The organism is Thiothrix caldifontis (assembly GCF_900107695.1).
GTDB classification, from domain to species: domain Bacteria; phylum Pseudomonadota; class Gammaproteobacteria; order Thiotrichales; family Thiotrichaceae; genus Thiothrix; species Thiothrix caldifontis.
Genome location: NZ_FNQP01000024.1, coordinates 1 through 26,429, shown reverse-complemented (window position 1 = coordinate 26,429; position 26,429 = coordinate 1). Strand labels below are relative to the sequence as shown.

Below are 26,429 nucleotides of genomic sequence, written 5' to 3'. Positions count from 1 at the left end.
CTTAAGTTTAAATTAAGTGGCTATCCAGAAAACATTGCTGGATGGCTTTTTTTTTGAAAAAGATGAATACAGAGTTAAGAAAAAAATAATCATACTGATGAGTAAATTTACCCACCATGACAGGAACTAACCTCTCCACCTGCCCTAAATGTGGCTCACCTGCCCGCCGCATACGCCCCAACTGGTGGCAACGCCTGTTTTCCCAAAAAATCCGGTATCGCTGCCAGTGCTGCGGTAAACGTTTCTGGAGAGGCGGTTGATATGCCAGTAGAATGGCTCTCATGCAGAGAGATAACACCGCCATCCGTGCTGAATTAGGGCGCATACTTGAGAGTCGCGGCTTCCGTTCGTATAGGATGCTGCAAAAATTCTTGTCGTATATCGTTGAAAGAGCGTTAGGGGAAAGCCAAGCCAACATTGATCAATATGCTATTGCGGTAGAGGGTTTGGGTAAACCCGCCGATTTTGATGCTGGCATTGATCCATTGATACGAATGCAGGCAGGACGCTTACGTAAACAATTAGAAAACTATTACGCCACTGAAGGCCGTTTTAATCCGTTGCGTATTGTCTTACCTACCGGCACTTACCAGCCAATATTTACTCAACACGCCAGCCCCACCGCCACGAACACCGTCATTGCAGAAGAATCACCGTCAAATCAATCCCAAGGCCCCGGCATTGTTTGTATCCCGCGTCATTTTTTAATGGATACCGGTAAGGGATGGTCTTTTATTGCTCGCTTGACTCAGGATTATGTCAAAGCTGCTTCCGCGTTCAACTTTTGTCAGATCATGCTTGCCGATGAGACACCAGAGCAAAATACACACTGGCCGGAAGCCGCATGGCATAAATACGGCGCAGATTTCGCGTTATTTTTTGACCTATACCCTGAACCACAAGGGTATAGCCTGAAAAGTAGCTTAGTACACAGCCTGACCCGACAGATAGTGTGGGCGCAAACATTTCCGCTGAGCGACAGCTACCCTGCTCCAGCCATGCTTACCCCCATATTCCGGCGCATTACCAATGACACTCTCAACTACGAACGTGGCTTGGCACAGGATTTCTGGGCACGTCAACTATTAGCCAGTGGTAAACCGATCCCTTCCCATTATCAGGTCGTATTAGCGCTGCGTCAGCATCAGTGGGTGCTGGCAGCGCCGCAATTCTGCCAAGTTCTACGCACCTGCGAGCAACGGTTGGAAGCGTTTCCCGACGATGTGCAAGCCATGCTGGTTTATGCCGACATGTACCGCAACGAATACTTGCAAAAATTTAATGAAATGTCGCTCCCCATTAGTTTTCTAGCTGAGTTTATTCAGACACTGATGCAATTGGCTCCCGACAATGCTTACTCCCATATGTTTCTAGCGACTTTTTACCTGTTAGTCGGCGAACGTGATTTATGCTTACAAGCCATTGCCAAAGCTCAAGCCATCAACCCGCTAGACACCCACCTAAATGTTACAACGGGTTTAATTTACATGGGGTTAGGTGATTGGCAAACAGGCGCAAACTGTATTCAGGATTGCATTGATCTAAGCCCGATTTATGCCGACTGGTATCACATCCCACTGTGCGTACACCATTATCGGGCCGGTCATTATGCCGCTGCGCTGAAAGAAGCCCGTAAAATTCGCTTGAAAAATATCTGGGGGCCACTCTTGCGTAGCGCACTCTACCAACGTAATCAGCAATGGGGCAAAGCCGAGAAAGAGCTGGTGACACTGGCACAAGATTACCCTGATCTGATCCAGCAAGGTCAACAGTTATCCTATGGTTTCACCCAAACGACTAACCTTGTCGTCAAACAGCTTGTGCAAGAAGTTGTTGCCCCCACGCCCAATCAAAAACCGCAATAAACAAAGCGTGTCGGTGACGCCATGATTGGCCTAAGCTTTAGTAACAATTTGCGGTTACTTATATAGCCCCATCTGTTTTGTAACTATTACCGCATTGGCGCTTGGCTGTTTCTATACCAAGATAAATTAAAAACAGTATTAATCATGACGCATCATTGGGTGTGTCAGCGTTTAATTTAATTAAAAGTCTTGAAACTTAAATGAGTATTAATAAAGCATTAGTGTTATCAGAATTAGACAGCATTTTAAAAAGCCGTCATTTTCGCTCGCGGCGCGTATTACGATTTTTTCTACACTATGTCGTCACCCAAACACTCGCCGATAATGCCGCAAAAATCACTCAATACACCATTGCTGTAGAAGGTTTGGGGAAATCGGCTGATTTTAATAGTGCGGCTGATCCTCTAATTCGCATACAAGCGGGGCGCTTACGTAAGCTACTGGAGGAATATTATACGACTGAAGGGCGTTTTAATCCCATCCGTATTGAGCTGGCAACAAGGGGCTACCATGCCACCTTTACCCACCAAACGACTCAGGCAGTGTATCAGCCGATAACACTAGAAGATATCCCGTCTAGCTTATCTCAAGGCCCCAGCATCGTTTGTATTCCGCGTACTTTTGTAATGGATGACGCCAGTAGCTGGCCATTTATCACACGATTAACCCGCGATTATGTGAATATCCTCACGCACTTCAATGGTTGCCAAGTGGTATTTGCGGACGAAATGCGTTGGCAGGCGAATACAACGGTACAGCAATACAACACGGATTTTGCTTTATTTTTGGATTTACACGCCGCACCAGCAAAACACTACAGCCTAAAATGTAGCTTAATACACACCCCGACTGAACAGGTGGTATGGGCGCAGAGTTTCTCTCTGAATCAGCATGACACCTCTCAAGCATCACTTCAGCCTATTTTCAAACGTATCGCTCACGATACCTTAGGCTATGAGCAAGGCGTGGCACATCATGTTTGGGCGCGTCATCTTTTGGATTCAGGTAAACCGATAGCAGCACAACATCAAGTGATGCTGTCCTTACGCCAACAATTATGGGAACGATCACCACAAGCGTTCCTCACCAGTTTGCAAATCTGCGAAAAACGTTTGGCACAAGCACCCAATGACGTACAGGCAATGATTGTGTATGCCGACTACTGCCGTACCGACTACTTATTGAAATACCAGCAAATTGAAACTCTGGAAGAACGTCTTGCCTATGTAACGGATGCATTGCTACAACTGGCACCGGGCAATGCCTACTCGCATTTATACTATGCGCTGTCTTGCCTGTTGTTAGAAGAACACGATATGTGTCTGGAAGCAGTGCAGCAAGCACAAGCCATTAACCCTTTGGATGTACACCTTAATGTACTGGCGGGCATCATCCACTTAGGCTTAGGCCAAGAACAAATAGGGCTACCACTTATTCAACAAAGCATAGCAATCAGCCCTTTTTACCCGGACTGGTATCATATTCCGTTGAGCCAGCTTCACTATCGTCAAGGCCGTTATCTGGAAGCACGACAAGAAGCCCAGAAAATCAAGCTCAAACACGTGTGGGATACCGCCTTGCACAACATGTTGTTATCCCCTGCCAAACAAACACTTTAGATGGTCGTTGTTAGTAACAAATAATCGTTACTTATTTATAAAACTAATTCACTGATAAGATTAAAGGCATAGGTGATTCAGCATCACGGACGTTAAAAAACCTAAAAATACTGATAACCCTTAATATAAAAATACTGGGGACATAACAACATGAGACACTCGCGTGATTATTCGGCGGCGGCTTCGCCTTTGTCTGGGTGGCAACGCTATCTGCTTACACTCACCCTCCTCTTCTTCTGCTTGCCGCTAATGGCATTGGCAGAAGCGCCTAACCTGCTAATCGCGCCTGATCCGGTCAATTTTGGTTCTATACCCAAGGGTGGCAACAGCACGTCATCAACGTTAGTGCTCAACTACAATCCGCCACCCGCCATGATTACCACTGCTTACAGCCACTCCTGCGCTGTCACCAGCACCGGGGGCGTGAAATGCTGGGGCTTCGATGACCAAGGGCAGTTGGGGAATGGTGCGACTACTGGCTACCAATATACCCCCACCGATGTGGTTGGCATCACCAATGCCGTTGCCGTTTCAGCCTCTTATTACCACACTTGCGCCCTGCTCAGTACAGGTAGCGTCAAATGCTGGGGGATGGATAACGTCGGGCAACTGGGGAATGGCGCTACCGCTGGAACACAAGATGCCCCCACGGATGTCGTCGGTCTGACCGATGCCGTCGCCATTACTGCTGCCCATGGTCATAGCTGCGCTGTCACCCGTAGTGGCAGCGTCAAATGCTGGGGGTATGATGCAGAAGGACAACTGGGGAACGGTTCTGAAACCACTACCTTTCAGGAATCACCTGTCAGCGTCACTGGTATTACCGATGCGGTTGACATTGCGGCGGCTCAATACCAAACCTGCGCAGTCACCCGTAGCGGCAAAGTCAAATGCTGGGGCGGCGATAGCCAAGGGCAATTAGGGAATGGCAACACCACCACGACCACCCAATATTCACCCGTCGAAGTGACTGGTGTAACGGACGCCATTGCAGTCACGGCAGGCTTTTACAATACCTGTATTATTACCCGGACGGGCGGCGTTAAATGCTGGGGGCTGGATGATCAGGGACAAATCGGCAATGGCGCTACCACTACAGGCTATCAATATGCACCCGTTGATGTTCCGGGCGTCACCGATGTGGTGGACATTACTTCCGCCCTATACCATACCTGTGCGATCACCCGTAGCGGCGCTACCAAATGCTGGGGGTTGGATGACCAAGGGCAATTAGGCAACGGCTCGACTACCACGGCCTATCAGTTTTCCCCTGTCGATGTCCCCGGTGCTTCGGATGCGGTTGCCATCAGTGCAGCCCAATACAACACCTGTGTCGTTACCAACAGCGGCGGCGTCAAATGCTGGGGATTGGATAACGTCGGGCAACTGGGTAACGGCACAACCACCGCTGATACCCGCTATGACCCTGTGGCTACCACCATCAGCAGTGTGGTGCAACCATCTGTGGTAGACCCGCTGATCCTTGACAGTTCCCCCCTCTCCATCACGGGAACCAATGCTGCTTCCTTCAGTATCACCAACACCACCTGTACCAACGCGCTCACCCTGAATGCCAATGAGTTCTGTACGGTAGACATGAAATTCACTGACACGGTATTCGGTGTCCGTTCTGCCAATCTGGAAGTTACCAGCAATGACCCTGACAACAACCCCGCCAGCGCAGCACTGATCGGCGAAGTCAGCACCGCACCGGGGCGTGTCACCACCGGCCTTAATCTGTGGTTGAAAGCTGATGCAGGCACCAGCTCCACCACTGATGGTGAAAAACTAACCGAGTGGAAGGACACTTCCAGCAACCACCGCGACCATACCCAAACCAATACGACTTACCAGCCTGTTTTCAAAGCGGACGGCGGTTTCAACTACAACCCGGCTGTCACTTTTGACGGGGCTGACGTGATGATCACCGATGCGTTTGCCTCCGGCAAAGAAGCGGTGCATGTGTTCACCATGTCCAAGGCTGCTGATAACGGCTGGCGTTCCATTTATGGTTTTGGTCGTGATGCAACCCACGTGCAATGGCTCAACAACCTGCCATCTGCCTACCTGTGGGGTAACAGGGACTATAACGGCATCGCCCAGACACCGGGGCAAGGGATTATTTCCTTCCTGTTGCCCAGAGATGCTTCCCAGCAAGCCTTTATCTGGAACGGCATCAGCTCCAATACCACGGCTCCGGCTGGCACAAAAAACTATCCCTACAACGCAGGCAAAATGGGGGTGGGTTCTGACGTATCCACCGACGGCTTGTCCTTGAGCGAGAACTACTTCGGCGACATCCAAGAAGTGATTGTTTACAAAACCGGCACGCCTACCACTGACGGTGGCACAATGGCGGCAAGCGATGTACAGCAAATCGAGAGCTACCTCGCCATCAAATACGGCGTCACCCTAGCACACAACTATCTGGATGGCACGGGTTCAACCGTCTATGACATTGCCACCTATCCCAACAATATCGCCGGTATTGCGCGTGACGATGCCCAAGGCTTGAACCAGAAGCAGTCCAAATCCGCCAGTAGTGGCTTCCAGCCTGCCATCGGTCTGGGTGAAATCGCCGCCAGCAACGCCGCCAACACCAACACCTTCGCCAATGACGAAAGCTACCTGATCTGGGGCAGTGACAATGGCTCAACGGGTTACGGCACAGAATACACGCCCAACAGCTACACCCCGACCACCGGCTATTACCGCATGAACCGCGTGTGGAAAGTTCAAGAAACCGGCGTGCTTGGGGAAGTCAAAGTGCTGGCAACGGGCGCACAACACCTGCTGGTCAGCAACGACCCGACATTTGTGACTGGCGTGACTGAAATTGCCACCAGCAACGGTGTTGCCACAGTAGACTTTACTGACGGTCAATATTTCACGTTTGGTAGCGAACTGACCGCACCGGGCGGCGTTGCTGACGGCCTGGGCCTGTGGCTGAAAGCCGATGCAGGCACATCCACCACTACCGATAATGCCGATGTCAGTAGCTGGGCAGACAGCAGCCCGGTCAAGAACGACGTGGGCCAAGCAACCGTTACCCGCCAGCCAAACTACATTGCTAACAGCACGAACTTCAACCCCGCAATAGACTTTGCCGGGGCGCAAGTATTGTTCAACAACAGCGGTAACAACAGCATCCCCAACCAGACTGATCCGGTCACGATGCTGTCAGTTGCCACCAATAAAAACAGTGGCGACTGGCGCACCCTGATTACCTTCGGTTCTGGAGGACTCGACTACCCGTTCATGGGGTGGTTTTACAACCAGCCGAACCTGTACGTCGACGGTACTGGCGCTGTGCATAACCTGTTCGGTACGGATGTGGATGCAACCACCATCCCGATTGCCATGCACGCCCGTACCAATAATGCCAACCCACAAAACACCCGCTTGGGCTATAACGGCTTGGCTAACCAAAAGAGCTTCACCAGCGCAGATGGCCAGTTCCCTGCCGCCAGTGGCAACCAGTTAGCCATCGGTGCAGAAACCGACGCTGCCAACTACCCACTGAATGGCCTGATGAGCGAAAGCATCGTCTATAACCGCGATCTGAGCGACACGGAAATGATGCAGGTAAACACTTACCTGGCCATCAAATACGGCATCACCATGAGTGAAGACTACCTCGCCGCCGACGGCACGACCAAGGTGTGGGACAAGACCGCCAGTGCTGCCTACCACAACAACGTGGCGGGTATTGCCCGCGATGACGCTTCCGCCCTCAACCAGAAGCAGTCCAAATCTGTCAATGCTGGCAGGCAGTTGACCGTTGGCCTGGGCAGCATTGCCGCCACCAACGCTGACAATGCCAACAGCTTCGCCAACAACGCCAGTTATCTGGTGTGGGGCGACAACGGCCTCGATGACAGCGTGCTGGTGGACATGAACGTTGCCCAGTGTGCGCCTCCCGGTGTCACCGAGAAACGTGTCCAGCGCATCTGGAAAGTGCAGGAAACCCGCGATGTTGGCAGCGTCCAACTGCAACTGGATTCCCTGCCATTCAACACCAGCGCCCAGATTTTCATGCTGGTGTCTGACGACGCCGACTTCACCACTTACGAATCCGTGCCGGTCACGGCGACCGTGGATGGCAAGTTCCTGACCAGCTACAACTTCCCGGCCAACAGCGCGAAGTACATCACCTTTGCGGGCAATACTTCCCTGCCTGCCAATATCTGTACCGGCGGCAACAAGAGCATCGACTGGTTTACGGAAGGCTGGGACTGGGGTACGAACAGCAAGACCATCACCAAAGGCGACCAGACCTTTACCTTTACCATTGATGCAGCAGGCAATGACATCTGGTACGGCAAGGCGGGCAACCTCGGCCTGCAACAGGTGGACTACTACCCTGTCCAATACTGGAAGAGCATCTGGATTCCACGCTGGTCAACGTCTGCGCAAGGTGCACAACCCATCACTTTCAAGATGGCGATGGACAAGCCAGCGATGGGTGTCAGCATGGAAGTGTGCGACGTGGACTACTACGTCAATCAAGACCACCTGAAAATCACCGGCAAGCTGGGCGGCACTACCGTCACACCAAAACTGTCACTGGCGAAAACCCCCTACTACACCCAGTGGGCGGCAACCTTGCCAGCCATTGACGAAGCCAAAGGTGGCACACTGCACTGGGATTGCCTGAATCCTGGGCGCGTGTTCATCAACTTTGACCGCCCGGTAGACACCGTGCAGATCGACTACACCCTCATCAACACCTACAACATTTCCCACATGTTCAACGACATTCAGGTGAAAGGTATTGATGTGCAATGTCAGACCGCACCACCGCCGCCAACCCCGGACAATGTTTACATCCGTAAACTGGTATCCGGCGGCAGCAACTTCGTGGGCGATGATGTCACCTTCAAGTTTGAGCTGGAAAACCTGAGTTGCGGCGCAAAAACCGTCAACTTCAGCGACACCCTGCCCGCAGGCTTGAAATGGGCGGATGATTCACTGGCGACTGCCTTGACCCTTGCGGATACCAACGAGTACAAGGACAGCCAGAACTTCAGCACCACGGTAACATTGCCACCCGGCAAGTCCTACCTGATGCTGGATGCCACCGCCGCAGCGGAAGGCACCTTCCAGAATCAGGCGGGCTTCACGGTCAATGGCAACAACTACCTGTCCGATGACCCGGCGCAAGCAGGCGCGGCTGACCCGACCCCAGTGGTGATCAGTCCACAACCTTACCCGACTGCCAACGTCGCCGTCTCCATGACAGCGGACAAGGCCAGCGTGCCACAAAACGGCATCTTCACTTACACCGTCACTTTCAACAATACTGAAAGCAACCCGGTCAAGGTGAACTTCCGTACTGCACCGTGGGCAGGCTCCAGCTTCGTTGCCAACACCCTGACCAACAGCAATGGCGGTACTGTGGTGGGCGATTACGCAGCCGAAAGCAACCTGCAAATCATCGGCATGACCGTGCCAGTGGGGACATCCACCCTGACCATCCAGGCCAACAGCAACACCCTTGCTACTGGCACGCAGATGGTGACAGCAGCGGAAATTACCCCGGAAGACAGTCCGGCGGCCTTCATGCCAAAACCCATGAAGTCCAACACCACGCAGGTGACAGTCGCAGCAGTAGTCGATGGCGACACCGACTCTGACGGTCTGACCGACTCGCAGGAAGCCACCCTCGGCACTGACCCCAACAATGCGGACAGTGACGGTGACGGCGAAAACGACGCGACTGAAATCGGCGATGTCGCCTCACCCACCGATACTGACGGTGATGGTAAAAACGACGCCAAGGAATCCAGCACCGCTGACGCTGACAACGACGGGGTGAAGGACGAATTCGATGCCGATGATGCTTCTGCTGACAACGATTCCGACAACGACGGCCTCACCAACGCACAGGAAAAAACCCTCGGCACTGACCCACTGAAGGATGACACTGACAACGACGGTGAAAAAGACGGTGTGGAAATCGGCACGGATGTGAATGCCCCGCAAAACACTGACGGCACGGGTGGCAATGATGCCCTCGAATCCGACGACCTCGACAGCGACCTGGACGGCGTGGTGGATGAACTGGATGCAGACGATACTTCTGCTGACAACGACTCTGACAACGACGGCCTCACCAATGCCCAGGAAAAAATCCTCGGCACTGACCCGCTGCAAGATGACACCGACAACGACGGTGAAAAAGACGGTGTGGAAGTGGGCGCAACCCCAGCCAACCCGCTCAACACCGATGGCACGGGTGGCATTGACGCACTCGAATCCAGCATCCTCGACGCTGACAGCGATGGGGTAGCGGACGAATTCGACGCCGATGATGCTTCGGCTGACAACGACTCCGACAACGACGGCCTCACCAATGCTCAGGAAAAAATCCTTGGCACTGACCCGTTGCAAGACGATACCGACAACGACGGTGAAAACGACATGGCAGAGATCAGCAACGTCGCTTCCCCGCTCGACAATGACGCTGACAGCAAGAAGGATGCGGTTGAATCCAGCATTCTGGACGCTGACAGCGACGGTGTAGCCGACGAGTTCGATGCTGACGACACCAACCCCAACAACGACACCGACGGTGACGGCTTGACCAATGCACAGGAAAAAAGCCTAGGCACTGACCCACGCAAAACCGACACTGACGCTGACGGCGAAGCGGACATGGCAGAAATTGAAAACCTGGCAACCCCTCTCGACAACGACAATGACGGCAAAAACGATGCAGTCGAATCCAGCATCCTTGACGCTGACAGCGACGGGGTAGCCGACGAGTCCGACGCTGACGATGTTGACCCCAACAACGACTCTGACGGGGACGGTAGTGGCAACGCTGCGGAAAAACTGGCAGGCACTGACCCGCTTGACCCCAACAGCAAACCGCCTGCCACCGATACCGACAGTGACGGCCTGACCGACGCAGAAGAAGCCTCCCTTGGCACTGACCCGGCTCTGGCAGACAGCGACGGCGATGGTGAAAACGACAAGGCCGAAGTGGGCACAAACGTCAGCACTCCGCTGGATACGGACAAGGACGGCAAAATCGACGCGAAAGAATCCAGCATCCTCGACGCTGACAATGACGGGGTAGCGGACGAGTTCGACGCTGATGATGCCAGCCCTGACAACGACTCCGACACCGACGGTCTCACCAACGCACAGGAAAAAACCCTCGGCACTGACCCGCTGAAGGTCGACACCGACAACGATGGTGAAAACGACGGTGCAGAAGTTGGCGCAAACGTTGCCAGCCCGCTCAACAACGACGGTACAGGAGCCATCGACGCACTCGAATCCAGCAAAACCGACGCTGACAACGACGGCGTAGCCGATGAATTCGATGCCGATGACACCACCGGCGCGAATGACTCCGACAACGACGGCCTGACCAATGCCGAGGAACAAACCCTTGGCACTGACCCGCTGAAAACCGACACCGACAATGACGGTGAAAACGACAAAGCGGAAATCGGCACCGATGTCAACAACCCGACCAACACCGACGGCACTGGCGGCAATGACGCGCTCGAATCCGACGACACCGACGCTGACAGCGACGGCGTGAAAGACGAATTCGACGCTGATGACACCACTGGCAGCAACGACTCCGACAACGACGGCCTCACCAACGCCCAGGAAAAACTGCTCGGCACCAACCCGCTGAGTGATGACACCGACGGCGACGGCAAGCTGGACGCGGCAGAAGTCGGGGCTGACCTTGCTCACCCGACCGACACCGACCACGACGGCAAGATCGACGCGGTAGAATCCGCCACCCTCGACACCGACAGTGATGGTGTGAAGGACGAACTCGACGCTGACATCCCCGACACCGACGGCGACGGTCTGGATGATGCTGAAGAAGCCGCCCTCGGCACTGACCCGACCAAAGCTGACACCGACAACGACGGTGAAAACGACAAGGCTGAAGTCGGCGCAAACCTCAATGCCCCGACCAACACCGACGGCGACGCGATCATTGACGCACTCGAATCCATCCTCACCGACACCGACAGCGATGGCGAGGTTGATGAACTGGACGAAGACAACGCCAATGACAACGACAACGACGGTGACGGCATCAACAACAGCGTGGAAACCGCCGCAGGCAGCAACCCGCTCGACCCGACCAGCAAGCCGGTGGACACCGACGCTGACGGCACACCTGACGTGACCGACACCGACGACGACAACGACGGCCTGCCCGACAGCGACGAAGCCACTGCGGGAACCAACCCGCTACTGGCTGACACCGACGGCGACGGCAAGGACGACAAAACCGAAGTTGGCGCAGATGTGAACGCCCCAGTGGACTCCGACGGTGACGGCAAAGCCGACGCCATCGAATCCAGCAAGGCAGACAGCGACAACGACGGCGTGGTGGACGAGCAGGACAAGGACAACCTCGACCCCACCAACGACAACGACGGTGACGGCCTCGGCAACATCAGTGAAAAGACCCTCGGCACTGACCCGCTGCTGGCTGACACTGATGCTGACGGCAAGGACGACAAGGCTGAAATCGGTGCCAATCTGAACACTCCGGTCGATACCGACAGCGACAACAAGATTGACGCTATCGAATCTGCCTTGGTAGACAGCGACGACGACGGCGTGGTCGATGAACTGGATGCTGAAGACAGCAACCCGGACAACGACTCCGACGGTGACGGTTACGGCAACCTTGCGGAAAAAACCGCTGGCACTGACCCGCTGGATCCTGCCAGCAAACCGAACGTTGCCCCGCAGATCACCTCCGGCAACAGCGTGCTCTTTTCTGAAAACGGTACTGGCACTGTCATTGACGTAGAAGCCACTGACGATGATCCGCTGACTTACACATTGGATGACAGCGCGGTGACAGACAATGCCCTGTTCAACCTTGACCCAGCGACCGGGGTACTGACCTTCAAGGCAGCACCGGACTACGAGTCACCCAAGGACACCAACAAGGACAACGCTTACATCGTGATGCTAAAAGTATGCGACAGCAGCAATGTTTGCACCCCGCACGTGCTGGTCATTGCCGTTAGCAGTACCGCTGAGCCTGTGCTGGAATACAGCGTGCGCCGTGATGCCGGTTCCAACCGCTACCGTGTGTATATGCGCCCGCAGGCAACACCGACCAACAACGTGAGCATGACCGGGCAAATCACCCTGAAAGTGCCACACGGTATCGGTACAAGCCAGTTCATTGCCAACAACCTGAAGAGCACCATCACAGGTGTAACCTGGATGCAGGATTCACGCAGCAATGCACCAACTGAAACCACAGACTCTGATTACCTGTCCTTCACCTTCTCACCCACGGGCAGCAGTGCCTTCGGTTGGCAGGCAGGCAAGGAAATCGAAGTTTTCAACTTCAGCAACGACAACGACTGCGAAGGTAACGTTAGCGTGATGGAGAATACGGATGCGTTCAATACGTTGCCAAACTCCGCCAGTAGCAACCCCGGCAACCAGTTCAACAACCTCGGTTGGGGAACGGCGGGTGAAAACCACTACCTAGGCAACTACGGTACGCCGCAGGATTGCACCACCAGCAATAGTGTGAAACTGCAAGTCCGCACCTTCCTGCAAGGAGCCTATAGCAGCACCGATGGTATGATGCATGACAAGCTGCGCAGCAAAGGGCTGATCCCTGACAGCCAGCCGTATGCTGCGGCACCTTGGAATTATGCTGGCACTGAAGAGCTTGGAACCGCCGTCAAGGCCATGACCGGCAATGACGCCATGACCGACTGGGTACTGGTGGAACTGCGTGACCCGCTGCTGGCAACCAAGGTGATCGCTGCACAGGCGGCCGTGCTGCAACGTGACGGTGATGTGGTAGCAGCCGATACTGGCTCCAGCACCCTAGGCTTCAGTGGTATCAAGGCAGGTCTCTACCATGTCACGGTACGCCACCGTAACCACTTGGGAGTCAACACCAAGTTGCCACAGGTATTATCCAGTGATACGGCGAAGCTAGTAGACTTCACCTTACCAGCAACCACCACGTTTGGCCTTCATGACCGCATGGATGGCAAAACAGTGGCACTGATGTGGGCAGGTGATGCCAATACCAGCAGCAGCGTCATTGCTAACGGCATTGGCAATGACAGCAACCTGATCTTGGGGACTATCCTGACCCAGATAGGCAATGCAGACGCCAACGTCAACTACAGCTTGCAAGGGTACTATAATACCGACGTGAACTTGGACGGCCTGACCTTATACGCAGGCCCCAATAATGACATTAACCCACTGTTGGGCAACGTCTTATTACACCCTGGCAATGCCACTTTTGCTGCCAACTATGTCATTAATGGAGGGCTTCCCAAATAGTGGCAACTGAACAGTAATTACTAGGGGAGAATAGATCTCCCCTAGTCGTGAACATTTTGGGTAACATGTTTTGGTTACTATTGTTCACGGTTACACGATGTTACTGTTCACCTGTTGTTAAGATTTACACACTAACACTCTATTAGTAATTAATTTTAAAAAACACACTATCCCTCGCAAGCCCTGAAGGCTATCAGCCCCGACTGATAGCCTTTTTTTCGTCAATGCAATTTTTCCTGAATTTCAAGTCATTTTCCTAATAGTGTTATACTTATCGCCATGATTTATAGAGTAAGTAGTGCTGATGTTACCCCTACACACCATGAAGCCGGATCATAGCGCTGTACAATCAGAGTTAGAGCGCATCCTCACTAGCCGCTGTTTTCGCTCCAGCAAAGCCTTGCAAAAGTTTCTGCATTATATTGTGACGGAAACCCTTGCGGGTCACACCGATCATCTCACTCAGCATTTCATCGCCATCCAAGGGCTGGGTAAACCAGCGGATTTTGACGACATCGACAATCCGCTGGTACGCATACAAGCAGGTCGCTTACGCAAACAATTAGCAGACTATTACGCAACAGAGGGGCGTTTTAATGCAGTACGTATCACGCTTCCCACTGGCAGTTACCAGCCTGTTTTCACGCAACATTTACAGCAGCATAAGGTTATACGCGCCCCGATTGACGTTGACGATAGCACGACACAAGGCCCCAAGATTGTCTGCATCCCCCGCAGCTTCATGACAGAGGCAAGCAGTGAACCGTTCATCGTCCGTCTGGCTCATGATTATGTAGCAGCCTTGGAAAAATTCAGTTTTTGTCAGGTAACACTGGCAAACACATCGTGGCAGTCTGATGTCTGGCAACAATCCGGCGCAGATTTCATTCTATTTTTTGACATTTACCCCACTGAATCGGGCTATAGCCTCAAATGCAGCTTGGTGCAGCGCTTGAACCAGCAAATTATCTGGGGACACCATTTTCCATTGGAGAAAAGCTACCCAACACCGGCAATCATTAACCCGATATTCAAGCGAATCGCTCACGATACCATCAACTACGAAACAGGTGTGGCGCATCACTATTGGGTGCGCCAGCAGCTAGATTCAGGTAAACCCATCGCTGCCCAGCATCAGGTATTGGTTGCAGTACGCCAATACATATGGAATCCATCCCCCTCAACCTTCCGTCCCAGTTGGCAAGCCTGCACACAACGGCTTGAGCAAACCCCCAATGACATATCAGCCTTATTTATCTATATCAATCATTGCCTCACAGAATATGGCTTGAAATACCACATCATTGAATCCATTGAAACCAAAGTGGCTCATGCTGTGAATACCTTGCTGCAACTGGCTCCCGCTAATGCTTATTCACACGCATACCATGCAGCAGCCCACTTGTTTAACGGAGACCACGAACGCTGCCAGATAGCCGCAGAACAAGCACAGACGCTCAACACATTAGACAGTTACCTGCATATCCACCTTGGTTTAATTTACATCGGGTTAGGTAAATGGCAAATCGGGGCGCAGCTTATACAAGACAGCATTAACACCAGCCCAACCTACGCTAACTGGTATCACCTTCCCCTGTCCATTTGCCATTATCGGGAAGGACGTTATTTAAAAGCCATGCAGGAAATTAAGAAGGTCAGACTCAACCACCTTTGGACACCGCTACTACGCTCTGCACTTTATCAATGTAACCAACGGCTGGAAGAAGGGTTGAAGGAATACCAGCAGTTGCAGAATAAACACCCTAATTTTGCGCAGGCCAGCCGTAAACTGACACACGATTTCCCGCAACAAACGAACCGCATTATCCAGCAAATCTGGTCACACCTACCCCAGAACTTACGGTAACAGCCAGCCGTTACTTACGGGCGCTACACTATGCTGCTAGAATTTAAACCAGAGTCGTGCAGGACTCTGGTTTAAATTCGTCATAAAAACACAAAAATCCCTCGCAAGTTACAGCTACCGGTTCCCCTGTGTAGCTTTTTTTTTAGCTCAAAAGATCAGCCTGTTGCCACACCATGCTCGCGGGTGGAATGGAATTTGATGTCCGGCCATTTTTCCTGAGCCATTTGCAAGTTCACGCGGGTCGGTGCGATATACACCAATTCGCCCGCATGATCGTAAGCCAAATTCTGCGCCGCCTTGGCTTTGAATTCCTCAAACTTTTTCTCGTTGGTGGATGTCACCCAACGTGCCGTTTGCACGTTCACGCCTTCAAACATCGCATCGACTTTGTATTCGTCTTTGAGGCGTTGCGCCACCACATCGAACTGCAATACACCGACCGCGCCGAGGATCAGATCGTTGTTGTTGATCGGCTTAAAAAGCTGGGTTGCGCCCTCTTCGCACAACTGCTCCAAACCTTTCTGCAACTGCTTCATTTTCAGCGGATCGCGGAGTTGCGCACGGCGAAACAGTTCTGGCGCGAAGTTGGGGATGCCAGTGAATTGCAGGTTTTCGCCCATCGTGAAGGTATCACCAATGCGGATGCTGCCGTGGTTGTGCAAGCCGATAATGTCGCCGGGGTAAGCATCTTCGACGTGTTCGCGGTCGGATGCCATAAAGGTGAGCGCGTCGGGGATTTTTACATCCTTGCCGATACGCACGTGTTTGACCTTCATGCCCTTTTCAAACTTGCCGGAACAGATGCGCATGAATGCCATACGGTCGCGGTGTTGCGGATCCATATTCGCTTGGATTTTGAAGACGAAACCGGTGAATGGTTCTTCGGCTGCTTCGACTTTGCGGGTGGTGGTCGGGCGAGCTTGCGGCGCAGGGGCATTTTCCACGAAACCATCCAGCAGTTCGCGGATGCCAAAGCTGTTTAAGGCTGTACCGAAATACACTGGGGTCAACTTACCTTCAAGGTAGGCTTGCAGGTCAAATTCGTGGCTTGCGCCTTTTACCAGCTCGATTTCTTCGCGTAATTCGTCGGCTTGCGTGCCGAGCAGTTTGTCGAGTTCGGGGTTGTCTAGCCCTTGGATTTCGTCGTAATCCTGACGGCGTTCGGTACTGGGTTTGTAGAGGATTACTTTGTCTTCGTAGAGGTGGTAAATCCCTTTGAGGCGCTTGCCCATGCCAATAGGCCAAGTAATCGGGGCGCATTGGATATTGAGGACGGTTTCAACTTCATCCAGCAATTCAATCGGTTCTTTACCTTCGCGGTCGAGCTTGTTGATGAATGTCATGATCGGCGTGTCACGCAGGCGGCAGACTTCCATGAGTTTGATGGTGCGTTCTTCGACACCCTTAGCTACGTCGATGACCATGAGGGCGGAATCGACGGCGGTTAACACGCGGTAGGTGTCTTCCGAGAAGTCTTCATGCCCCGGTGTGTCGAGCAGGTTGACGATACGCCCGTTGTAGGGAAACTGCATCACGGATGAGGTGACGGAAATGCCGCGTTCTTTTTCCATCGTCATCCAGTCGGAGGTGGCGTGGCGACCGGCTTTGCGCCCTTTGATCGTGCCCGCAAGCTGAATTGCACCCCCGAAGAGCAGCACCTTTTCGGTCATGGTGGTTTTCCCAGCATCCGGGTGGGAAATAATGGCGAAGGTGCGGCGGCGGGCGGTTTCTTGAAGGCGATCGGTCATGGTGTCCACGGGGTTGGGCTGTTGGAAAGGGGGTGATTATAGCGGAAATTCCCTGCGTGCTACAGTGTTCAAAAATGCTGGCATCACCCCCACGGATTCACCAACACCAACCCCGGCAAAAAATCAAAATCGGTCACATTGCGCGTCGCTAGCATCGCATTATTCGCCTGTGCCACCGCTGCAATCAGCATATCCTCAATACTCATCGGGCGACCCACTTGCTTTGAATGCAGCGCAACTGCCACGTAAAACGGCGAAACATGGCAAGTATAATCCAGACAACGCCCCTCAAACATCGCAAACACTTCGACAGCCGCATCCGCCAAGTGCTGCTTGCGTTTGCCGTCTGCCAGCAATGCGATACCCCATTCCACCTCACCCTTGCTAATGGCGGAAAAATACAAATCCGTATCCAGTTGCTGATCTGCCCATGCCAAGACATTGGGTTCAGGCTTTGCCTTCATCAACTCGGAAATGACATTGGTATCCAGTAAGATCATGCCTGATCACCAGAAAAATCAGGGGCAGCACGTGGGCTAGAACGCACCGGCAACACTAAATCAACACCCCCCGTCAATGCCATCACACGCTGGTGTACACGTGTTCCAAAACCTTTTTGCGGAGTCTGTGGCGACAAAATTTGTTGCAGGATGCGGCGTACTTCCTCCTCCATAGACAAGCCATGTTGCGCGGCACGGATGCGCAATTGCGCCTTAAGATCATCATCCAAATTACGGATCGTTAGCATTGCCATAACAAATACCTCATACAGTGAGCGTGTTAAGCATTGTAGGCATCGCATTCATTGTATGCAATTTTTCCCGAAAATATTCCGCTGGAAAATCATCCACCCGCACCGCATTCGCCGTCGCCCGCCGCGCTGCCAGCAATTTTTCCACACTAAACTTATCCAGCAACCCTTTGCTCCCCGCCTCGACAATTGCCTCCGTCACGGTATGCGCCACTAACTGCCCCGATTTCATCAGCTTGCGTAACTGCTTTTCCAGCTCGGCGACTGCCAGTGTTTTATGCAAAGCATCCTCAATCCGCCCCATCCGATCTACCGGGTCGTTGGTAATGTAAATCCCCGCCGTCAAACGGTCGCGGGTTGCAGAAGGCTCCAGCGCTAACCGCGCCACTTGGTGAATCAAGGTATCATTCGGTGGGCTAAACGGCTTGCCATACGGGAACATCAAGGTACGCAACGTTTTCGCCAGCCAAGGATGCGGTAAATTATGAAAAGCCGCTAACATCGCCTGTTGCGCCCGGTGAATCGTCAGCTTGCAAGCGTATTCCATCAATGGCACATCGGCTTCCGGCTCCCCCTGCTCCTCAAAATGCTTGAGTACCGCCGAACACAGGTAGAGATTGGCAAGAATATCCGCCATACGCCCCGACACACGTTCGCGCCGTTTCAAATTCCCGCCCAATGATAGCGCTGCGTAATCGGCTAACAGCGCAAACTGGCTGCTCAAGCGGCTCAAATGCCGGTAATAATGGCGTGTCAGTGGCGAACCCGACACCACAAAACGCGCATTGCTCAACCCATACCACACACTACGCCCCAGATTACTGGCGAGGTGCTTGACATGCCCCATGAAAGCGCTATCAAACGCCGCCAAATCATCCGCCTTGGCTGCCTGTATTTCTTTCAGCAACCAAGGGTGGCAACGCATCGCCCCTTGCCCAAACACGATCAACGAACGGGTGAGGATATTCGCGCCTTCCACCGTAATCCCAATCGGAATCGACTGATACGCCCGCGCAAGGTAGTTGGAAGGTCCCATGCAAATCCCCGCCCCGCCAGAAATATCCATTGCATCATTGACCAGCCGCCGCATCCGTTCCGTCAACTGGTATTTCAACAGCGCGGTAATCACTGCCGGGCGTTGCCCTTGATCAATCGCCGTGGCAGTGAGAATGCGCCCCGCATCCATAATGTAAGTATTGCCGAGAATTCGCGCCAAGGGTTCTTCCACACCTTCAAAATAGCCAATCGGCATTCCGAATTGCTGGCGCACCCGTGCATACGCGCCGGTATAACGCGCCGCCACTTTCGCCGCCCCCGTCGACAACGCAGGCAGGGAAATACCGCGCCCTTCGCCCAAACATTCCACCAACATCCGCCAACCTTTGCCAGCCTGTGCTTGCCCACCAATCAGCCAGTCGATGGGAATGAACACATCGCGCCCGTAATTCGGGCCATTTTGGAACGGAATATTCAGCGGAAAATGCCGTGTACCGATTTCCACACCGGGGTGATTCGTCGGAATCAGCGCCACACTAATGCCCAGCTCCTCCTTATCCCCCAGCAAATGTTCCGGGTCATAAAGCTGGAACGCCAGCCCTAGCAAGGTTGCAATCGGCGCTAAGGTGATGTAACGCTTTTCCCAATTCAGGCGAATCCCCAACACTGCCGTTTCCCCGTTGAAATCCTGACGGCATACCACGCCGCTATCGGGAATCGAACTCGCATCGCTGCCCGCTTCGGGGCCGGTCAGGGCAAAGCACGGAATCTCGCGCCCATCCACCAAGCGTGGCAGGTAATAATCCTTTTGCGCGGTTGTGCCGTATTTCAGCAACAATTCGCCGGGCCCAAGCGAATTCGGTACCATGACTGTAACCGCTGCTGTCACGCTGCGGCTGGAAATTTTCATCACCACTTGCGAATGCGCCAAGGCAGAAAACCCTAAACCGCCGTATTCCTTGGGGATAATCATGCCGAAAAAGCGTTGTTGTTTGAGAAAATCCCAGATGTCAGGCGGCAGGTCGTGGAGTTCGTGGGTAATCTGCCAATCATCCAAGCGGCGGCAGAGTGCATCCACCGGACCATCGAGAAACGCCCGCTCTTCCGCCGTCAGCTTGCTAATGGAGAGATCGTGCAAACGACACCAATCCGGCTTGCCGGAAAAGAGTTCGGAGTCCCACCAGACGTTGCCGCTGTCCAGTGCGTCCTGTTCCGTCTGCGAGATGGGCGGTAATTGCTGTTTCATCAGGCGCATAACCGGACGGCTCAGGTATTGCTGCCGGTATTTTGTTAACCAACTCATGGAAATCCTCCTTATCTTGGTGCCACGGCAAAGTACGGTACGCGGGTTCGCGTCCGGTATTCCATGCCGGGTATTTAATGACCGAAAAGTAGGGTGAGTAGTCAAAATCGCTGGGGGTAATCAGGCGAAAATTTCGCTCGTAAAAGCGCACCTCATCCTGTTGCGCGTTGTGGACAATCGGCAAAATAGGGTAATGCACTTGCTGAAAACACCGTGCAATCATGCTGGAACACACGATATGGGTCGGTTGCCCCGCATTGTGTTGAAACAAGCTTGAACGCCAGCAACGCGGCAAAATCGCATAGGGGAAAATAAAGCGTGCCAAATCCAATAATTGGCGCACGTCATACCCCATGCCGAGGTGTTCGATCCCGAAATTCACCACCTTATCAGCATCCTGCCATGTCAAACTCGCGGGGCGGCAAATGCGTAAATGCTCGTTGCGATAATGACGTAACGGCGTAACCACTGTGCCTTTACCAAGCAGCGATTCGATCACCAAGGGTTCACTCGCATCACCGTCGTAATAAGCAGCAAGACGCGAACGCGCTTTTGGATCACGAATGTCATTCAGTCGCCCGATGTATAAAGCCGCGTGAGTCCAAGGCGATAACACCACCGTTTGGATAACTTTGCTGACGCGCGATTGTCCCGCAAACAACAGTACATCAGCCGGGCGGATTTCACGCTCCAAGAATTCAAAATTACACAGGGCGCTAAAATCTTCGGGGCGGGGGGTGGTGTTGAGCCAGTCAATACCCTGTTGCCATAACCAGTCAGTGAAACGCATATCTCACTCCTACGGTGTTCCGCAGGCACAGGCTGTACAGTCGCGCCTGCTGGAATACTCTGTTATTGATGTATCCTACAATTCCATGATTCTAAATACTATTGACCCATCAATTCGTGATTTAATTCCGTTGCCGATGCATTCAAACACCAGAAGGCGGCAAGGGTGGCAAACCGTATTTGGCACGGGCACGATCACACACCGGATTATGCTCGCCGTGCTCCCAAGAAGCGGTGAATTCGCGGCAAGTGGAAGAACGTAGTGCGTAAATAGTACAACTCACTGGTTGTCCCACCGTCCCCTGTAAGGCGATGCAATGCGGTTGTGCTTGGTCAGTTCCCAGCATTGCAACATGGTGAGGCGCGATAGGTTGGGTCAGGCGTGCGGGTACAAGGCCACCGGGAGCAGCATCCGTTTCCCCCCAGTAAAATGAGACACGGAAACTGGCGCAACACGCGCCGCACTCGATACAAGGATTAGGCTTCATGTATATATTTTAGCACAGCAGCGCATGTAACGCGAAACACTCGACAACTGACTGTTGGTCATTTAAGATTCGCCCTAATCAATTGACCGGCAGTCATTAACATGAACAACACTTCTGTGCTAACACCCCGTTTATTCCTCATGCTGTTGTTAGCCACCAGCCTCTCAGGTTTACCCTTGCTCACGGCACAGGCAGAAGACGCAGCCCCCGCTCCCGCAGCGAACCCGGCTCTTGCAGTCAGCGTTGCCCTCCCAACAATGCAAGACTGGAACACCACCATCACTGCCAGCGGCGCACTCATCCCTTGGCAGGAAGCCATTATCGCCTCCGAGATCAGTGGCCTGAAAATCACCGACGTGCTGGTGGATGTCGGCGATGACATCCGCAAGGGTCAGGAACTCGCCAAACTGTCGCAAGCTGCCGTCAAAGCCGATGTAGCGCAAGCCCAAGCCAAACTGGAAGAAGCCCGTGCCAACGCCAACCGCGCCCGCAGCCTCAAATCCAGCGGCGCATTACCTACCCAACAAATCGACCAGTACTTAACAGCGGAAGCCGTTGCCAAAGCCGCGCTTGAAGCCCAGCAAATCCGCCTTGCCCAAACCCGTATCCTCGCCCCCGATGACGGCGTAATCGCCACCCGCACTGCCACTCTCGGTGCTGTCGTGCAAACCGGCACGGAGCTATTCCGCATGGTGCGTCAGCACAAGCTCGAATGGCGGGCAGAAGTTTCCGGGCGTGACACCTCCCGCATCCAGCCGGGGCAACAGGCACACCTAACCCTACCCGGTGGTGAAAGTGTCACTGGCGAAATACGCATGGTTTCCCCCACGCTCGACCCCAACACCCGCAATGCACTGGTCTACATCAGCCTACCCAGCGACAGCCCTGCCAAAGCAGGCATGTTTGCGGAAGGCGAAATTCTCACCGGCTCGGCACCAGCCATGGCGTTGCCACAATCCGCTGTGATCCTGCGCGATGGCAATTACTACGTGTTTGAGGTAGGTGCAGAAAACAAAGTCACCCAGCGCCCGGTCAAAGTCGGCAGAACCACACAAGGTCAAACCGAAATCATCGACGGCGTTACGGCGACTGCCCGCGTGGTCGTGACGGGTGGTGGTTTTCTCAACGATGGTGATACTGTACAAATTACCCCCCTCCCTAACCCTCCCCCGCAAGGGGTGAGGGAACAAGAAGGGTCGAGAATGGGGGGCAGCAAACCATGAACGTTTCCGCTTGGTCGATCCGCAACCCGGTTCCGGCGATTCTGCTATTCGCGCTACTCAGCTTTCTGGGCGTCAAAGGTTTCAAGGCACTCGGCATCCAGAACTTTCCCGACATTGACCTGCCTACCATCATCGTCAATGCTTCGCTGGAAGGCGCTGACCCGGAACAGTTGGAAAGCGAAGTTGCCCGCAAGATCGAAAACCAGCTTGCCACCATCACTGGCGTCAAGCACATCCGCACCACGCTGACCGACAGTTCGGCAAGCATTGCCACCGAATTTGACATCGCCAAAGATACCGAAGTTGCCCTCAACGAAGTGCGCAACGCGGTGGACACCATTCGCGCCAATCTGCCCCAGCAGATGAACGACCCGATTGTATCGAAAGTCACCACGGCAGGTAGCCCGTTGATCACGTTCACGGTCGCTTCCGCCAATATGGACGAAGAAGCCCTGTCATGGTTCGTGGACAACGACATTACCCGTACCTTGATGTCCGTCAAAGGTGTAGGCAACGTCGCACGGGTGGGCGGCGTCAACCGCGAAGTCCGCATTGATCTTGACCCGGCACTCATGGCAGGGCTAGGTGTTACTGCCGCCGACGTATCCAACCGTTTGGGGCAAATGCAGCAAGATGCACCGGGTGGGCGCGGCGACATTGGCGGCGGCATTCAGTCCGTGCGCACGTTAGGCCGCGTCGGCACCGCCGCAGAACTTGGCGCTATTGACATTCCCCTCAGCAACGGACGTCATGTCAGACTTGATCAAATAGCCACCATCCGCGACACCATCGCTGAACGTGCCACCCATGCCCTGCTGGATGGCAAATCCGTGGTCGGCTTTCAGATCACGCGGGTACGCGGTGCCAGTGAAATTGATGTGGTGGAAGGTGTGCGGGCGGCACTTGCCACCTTCTCCACTGCCCATCCACAGGTTCAGATTGCGGAAGCCTACGACACCATCGAACGCATCCAAGCCAACTACGAAGGCTCCATGCACTTGTTGTACGAAGGTGCTGCGCTGGCAATTCTGGTGGTATTCCTATTCTTAGGCAACTGGCGGGCAACACTGGTATCGGCGGCGGCCTTACCCTTGGCGATTATCCCCACCTTCATGGCGATGCAATATTTCGGCTTCTCGCTGAATATTCTCACCCTACTGGCACTGGCGTTAGTCGTGGGGGTCTTGGTCGATGATGCCATCGTGGAAGTTGAAAATATCGAACGCCACTTGCGCATGGGCAAAACCCCCAAACAAGCCGCTATCGAAGCTGCTGATGAAATCGGTCTGGCGGTGATTGCCACCACGTTCACCCTAGTTGCTGTCTTTTTGCCAACGGCGTTCATGGGCGGCGTACCGGGTAAATTCTTTAAATCGTTTGGGATTACCGCCGCCGTTGCCGTGTTTTTCTCGCTCGCCGTCGCCCGCTTACTCACGCCAATGATGGCGGCTTATCTGCTTAAACCTCACCCAGAGAAGCCGCTCAAAGACGGCTGGTTCATGCGTACTTACATGCAAGCAGCGGGATGGTGTTTAAAACACCGCATCATCACCTTGGTAGCAGCTATTGTGATTTTTGTGGCCTCGCTGCAAATTGTACCGTTATTGCCAAAAGGGTTTGTACCACCGGCGGATACCGCGCTCACCTCAGTTGCACTGGAATTGCAACCGGGTAGTACACTGGCAGAAACCTATGCGACTGCTGAACAAGCCCGCCACTTGCTAGAACCACTTGCCGATGTCAAGCAAGTCTTTACCTTGGTGGGTGCATCCAGTGGTGTTAGTAGCGGCCCGATTAGTGAAGGCGGTGGTGCAGACGTGCGCAAAGCGACCTTAACACTCACCCTAACCACGCGCGAAGAACGTTCACGCAAACAAACAGAAGTGGAAGCTGAGATCCGCCAAGCCCTGAAACCGTTACCAGGAGTACGTTTCACCGTCGGTTCGGGTGGCGCTGGTGATAAGATGCAAGTGGTACTCGCCAGCGACGATGGCAACACACTGCTTACCGCCGCACGAGCTGCCGAGCGCGATTTACGCACCTTACAGGGCATCGGCAACGTCGTATCAGGAGCCAGCCTGCAACGCCCAGAAATCCACATCAAGCCCGATTACGCCCGTGCTGCCGAATTGGGAGTCAGCACGGAAGCCTTGGGCAGTGTGGTACGGGTGGCAACCAGCGGCGACTTTTCGACCCGTTTGCCAAAACTGAACTTGCCACAGCGCCAAATTCCGATCCGGGTGCAATTTGACAAAACAGTACGTGCAGATCTCGACACCATCCGCCAGTTGCGGATTCCGGGGCGCAACGGTTCCGTGCCGTTGGCAGCCGTCGCCGATATAAAGCTAGGCAGTGGCCCGGCACGGCTTGACCGCTTCGACAGGATGCGCAATGTGAGTATTGATGTGGAACTGAACGGCTTGCCAGTCGGACAAGTTACCGCAATGGTCGATAAACTGCCCAGTCTGCAAACCTTGCCCCCCGGCGTGCACCGCCAGAGTTCCGGAGATGCCGAACGGATGGCGGAACTGTTCGGCGGTTTCGGTGGGGCAATGCTGATCGGGGTCATGCTGATTTACATCGTGCTGGTGCTGTTGTTCCACGACTTTTTGCAGCCGATCACGATTCTGGCGGCATTGCCTTTGTCGGTGGGTGGGGCATTCGTGGCGTTGCTGATAACAGGCATGAGTTTCTCGATGCCTGCGGTCATTGGCTTGCTGATGTTGATGGGAATCGTGACCAAGAACTCGATCTTGTTGGTGGATTATGCCGTCATGGCGCGGGAACGTGACCAAAAAGGGCGTGTCGATGCGCTACTGGATGCTTGCCACAAGCGGGCAAGGCCGATTGTGATGACCACGATTGCGATGGGTGCGGGGATGATGCCGACGGCGCTAGGGTTGGCGGCAGACCCTAGCTTCCGCCAACCGATGGCCATTGTGGTGATTGGCGGATTACTGGCATCCACCTTCCTCAGTTTGCTGGTGATTCCGGTGGTGTTTACGTTTATTGATGACATTTTGGTGGGTTTCCGCAAAGTACTAGGCAAACTACACCATGTGCACCAAACCACGTGAACGATAGGGTGGGTATCGCGTTCCGCTCCACCTATACGCATCAACTTTAACCCGCGAAAGCGGTCTCCCTCTCTGGTAGGCTATTAGTTTTGCACACCGAATAGATCGACTTCGACAAGGAGACCGCGCATTGATACTGACAAAAGTAGCCACCGCATTGCAAGCCATCTTGTATGAAAAAGCGGACGCGTTAGCAAAAAAAGCGGCTTCATTCAACGCCAGCGCAAACTCAGCGGCTCGAACTTCATCCGCAGCTTGGTGTTTGGCTGGATGGGCAATCCTGCCAGCACATTGGATGGATTAAGTCGGACAGCCGCCTTCCAACAGCTCCCCATTAGTCCACAGGGACTGGACAAACGTTTTACCCAAACAGCGAGTGAGTT

The 26,429-nt window shown here is 53.6% G+C and carries 12 protein-coding genes and 1 pseudogene; 7 read left to right on the top strand and 6 right to left on the bottom strand.

The annotated features are described in order from the left end of the window. Positions 1–281: 281 nt before the first annotated feature. From BLV87_RS15415 to BLV87_RS15400, 4 genes are all read left to right on the top strand, one after another. On the top strand, positions 282–1,865 hold the full coding sequence (locus BLV87_RS15415) for a tetratricopeptide repeat protein (RefSeq protein ID WP_139282201.1): 1,584 nt from the start codon (positions 282–284) through the stop codon (positions 1,863–1,865). Between the two features lie 200 nt (positions 1,866–2,065). Then, positions 2,066–3,484 carry a tetratricopeptide repeat protein gene (locus tag BLV87_RS15410; RefSeq protein ID WP_093070095.1) on the top strand — a complete coding sequence of 473 codons (1,419 nt, stop codon included), beginning with the start codon at positions 2,066–2,068 and terminating at the stop codon, positions 3,482–3,484. Between the two features lie 150 nt (positions 3,485–3,634). Next, the gene (locus tag BLV87_RS15405; RefSeq protein ID WP_093070093.1) at positions 3,635–13,804 is read left to right on the top strand and encodes a DUF8202 domain-containing protein; all 10,170 of its coding nucleotides are present in this window, start codon (positions 3,635–3,637) and stop codon (positions 13,802–13,804) included. A 304-nt stretch (positions 13,805–14,108) separates the two neighbouring features. Further along, the gene (locus BLV87_RS15400; RefSeq protein ID WP_093070091.1) at positions 14,109–15,671 is read left to right on the top strand and encodes a tetratricopeptide repeat protein; all 1,563 of its coding nucleotides are present in this window, start codon (positions 14,109–14,111) and stop codon (positions 15,669–15,671) included. Between the two features lie 155 nt (positions 15,672–15,826). On the opposite strand, the gene BLV87_RS15395 is transcribed toward BLV87_RS15400, so the two are convergent. The 6 genes and pseudogenes from BLV87_RS15395 to BLV87_RS15370 form a co-directional block, all read right to left on the bottom strand. Next, entirely contained in the window at positions 15,827–17,419 is a 1,593-nt protein-coding gene (locus BLV87_RS15395) for a peptide chain release factor 3 (RefSeq protein ID WP_093070131.1), read from the bottom strand. An 83-nt stretch (positions 17,420–17,502) separates the two neighbouring features. Continuing rightward, positions 17,503–17,919: a type II toxin-antitoxin system VapC family toxin gene (locus tag BLV87_RS15390; protein WP_093070090.1), complete on the bottom strand. Its 417-nt coding sequence runs from the start codon at positions 17,917–17,919 to the stop codon at positions 17,503–17,505. Continuing rightward, entirely contained in the window at positions 17,916–18,173 is a 258-nt protein-coding gene (locus BLV87_RS15385; RefSeq protein ID WP_093070088.1) for a FitA-like ribbon-helix-helix domain-containing protein, read from the bottom strand. Before BLV87_RS15385 ends, BLV87_RS15390 begins: the two co-directional genes overlap by 4 nt. A 10-nt stretch (positions 18,174–18,183) precedes the next feature. Beyond that, positions 18,184–20,469, bottom strand: coding sequence for an acyl-CoA dehydrogenase (locus tag BLV87_RS15380; protein ID WP_093070086.1), 2,286 nt, complete (start codon positions 20,467–20,469; stop codon positions 18,184–18,186). Between the two features lie 349 nt (positions 20,470–20,818). After that, positions 20,819–21,259 (bottom strand): annotated as a pseudogene (locus BLV87_RS19880) (YiiX/YebB-like N1pC/P60 family cysteine hydrolase); the annotation flags it as partial. Positions 21,260–21,401: 142 nt separating this feature from the next. Next, positions 21,402–21,746, bottom strand: coding sequence for a YkgJ family cysteine cluster protein (locus tag BLV87_RS15370; RefSeq protein ID WP_093070084.1), 345 nt, complete (start codon positions 21,744–21,746; stop codon positions 21,402–21,404). Positions 21,747–21,847: 101 nt separating this feature from the next. Between BLV87_RS15370 and BLV87_RS15365 the strand changes: the two genes are divergently transcribed. The 3 genes from BLV87_RS15365 to BLV87_RS19485 all read left to right on the top strand — a co-directional run bounded on the left by BLV87_RS15365 (position 21,848) and on the right by BLV87_RS19485 (position 26,350). Further along, a complete protein-coding gene (locus BLV87_RS15365) occupies positions 21,848–22,969 on the top strand; it encodes an efflux RND transporter periplasmic adaptor subunit (RefSeq protein ID WP_093070082.1) in 1,122 nt (373 codons plus the stop codon). Continuing rightward, positions 22,966–26,046 carry an efflux RND transporter permease subunit gene (locus tag BLV87_RS15360; protein ID WP_093070081.1) on the top strand — a complete coding sequence of 1,027 codons (3,081 nt, stop codon included), beginning with the start codon at positions 22,966–22,968 and terminating at the stop codon, positions 26,044–26,046. The genes BLV87_RS15365 and BLV87_RS15360 overlap by 4 nt, the downstream gene beginning before the upstream one ends. Before the next feature lie 130 nt (positions 26,047–26,176). Then, positions 26,177–26,350 carry a hypothetical protein gene (locus tag BLV87_RS19485; RefSeq protein WP_175517799.1) on the top strand — a complete coding sequence of 58 codons (174 nt, stop codon included), beginning with the start codon at positions 26,177–26,179 and terminating at the stop codon, positions 26,348–26,350. Positions 26,351–26,429 lie beyond the last annotated feature (79 nt).

What these genes read in the sequence shown, in the direction of transcription:
- BLV87_RS15380 (WP_093070086.1), bottom strand. Translation starts at nt 20,469, where the DNA reads ATGAGTTGGTTAACAAAATACCGGCAGCAATACCTGAGCCGTCCGGTT.
- BLV87_RS15395 (WP_093070131.1), bottom strand. Translation starts at nt 17,419, where the DNA reads ATGACCGATCGCCTTCAAGAAACCGCCCGCCGCCGCACCTTCGCCATT.
- BLV87_RS15410 (WP_093070095.1), top strand. Translation starts at nt 2,066, where the DNA reads ATGAGTATTAATAAAGCATTAGTGTTATCAGAATTAGACAGCATTTTA.
- BLV87_RS15400 (WP_093070091.1), top strand. Translation starts at nt 14,109, where the DNA reads ATGTTACCCCTACACACCATGAAGCCGGATCATAGCGCTGTACAATCA.
- BLV87_RS15365 (WP_093070082.1), top strand. Translation starts at nt 21,848, where the DNA reads ATGAACAACACTTCTGTGCTAACACCCCGTTTATTCCTCATGCTGTTG.
- BLV87_RS15370 (WP_093070084.1), bottom strand. Translation starts at nt 21,746, where the DNA reads ATGAAGCCTAATCCTTGTATCGAGTGCGGCGCGTGTTGCGCCAGTTTC.
- BLV87_RS15385 (WP_093070088.1), bottom strand. Translation starts at nt 18,173, where the DNA reads ATGGCAATGCTAACGATCCGTAATTTGGATGATGATCTTAAGGCGCAA.
- BLV87_RS15390 (WP_093070090.1), bottom strand. Translation starts at nt 17,919, where the DNA reads ATGATCTTACTGGATACCAATGTCATTTCCGAGTTGATGAAGGCAAAG.
- BLV87_RS15405 (WP_093070093.1), top strand. Translation starts at nt 3,635, where the DNA reads ATGAGACACTCGCGTGATTATTCGGCGGCGGCTTCGCCTTTGTCTGGG.
- BLV87_RS15415 (WP_139282201.1), top strand. Translation starts at nt 282, where the DNA reads ATGCAGAGAGATAACACCGCCATCCGTGCTGAATTAGGGCGCATACTT.
- BLV87_RS15360 (WP_093070081.1), top strand. Translation starts at nt 22,966, where the DNA reads ATGAACGTTTCCGCTTGGTCGATCCGCAACCCGGTTCCGGCGATTCTG.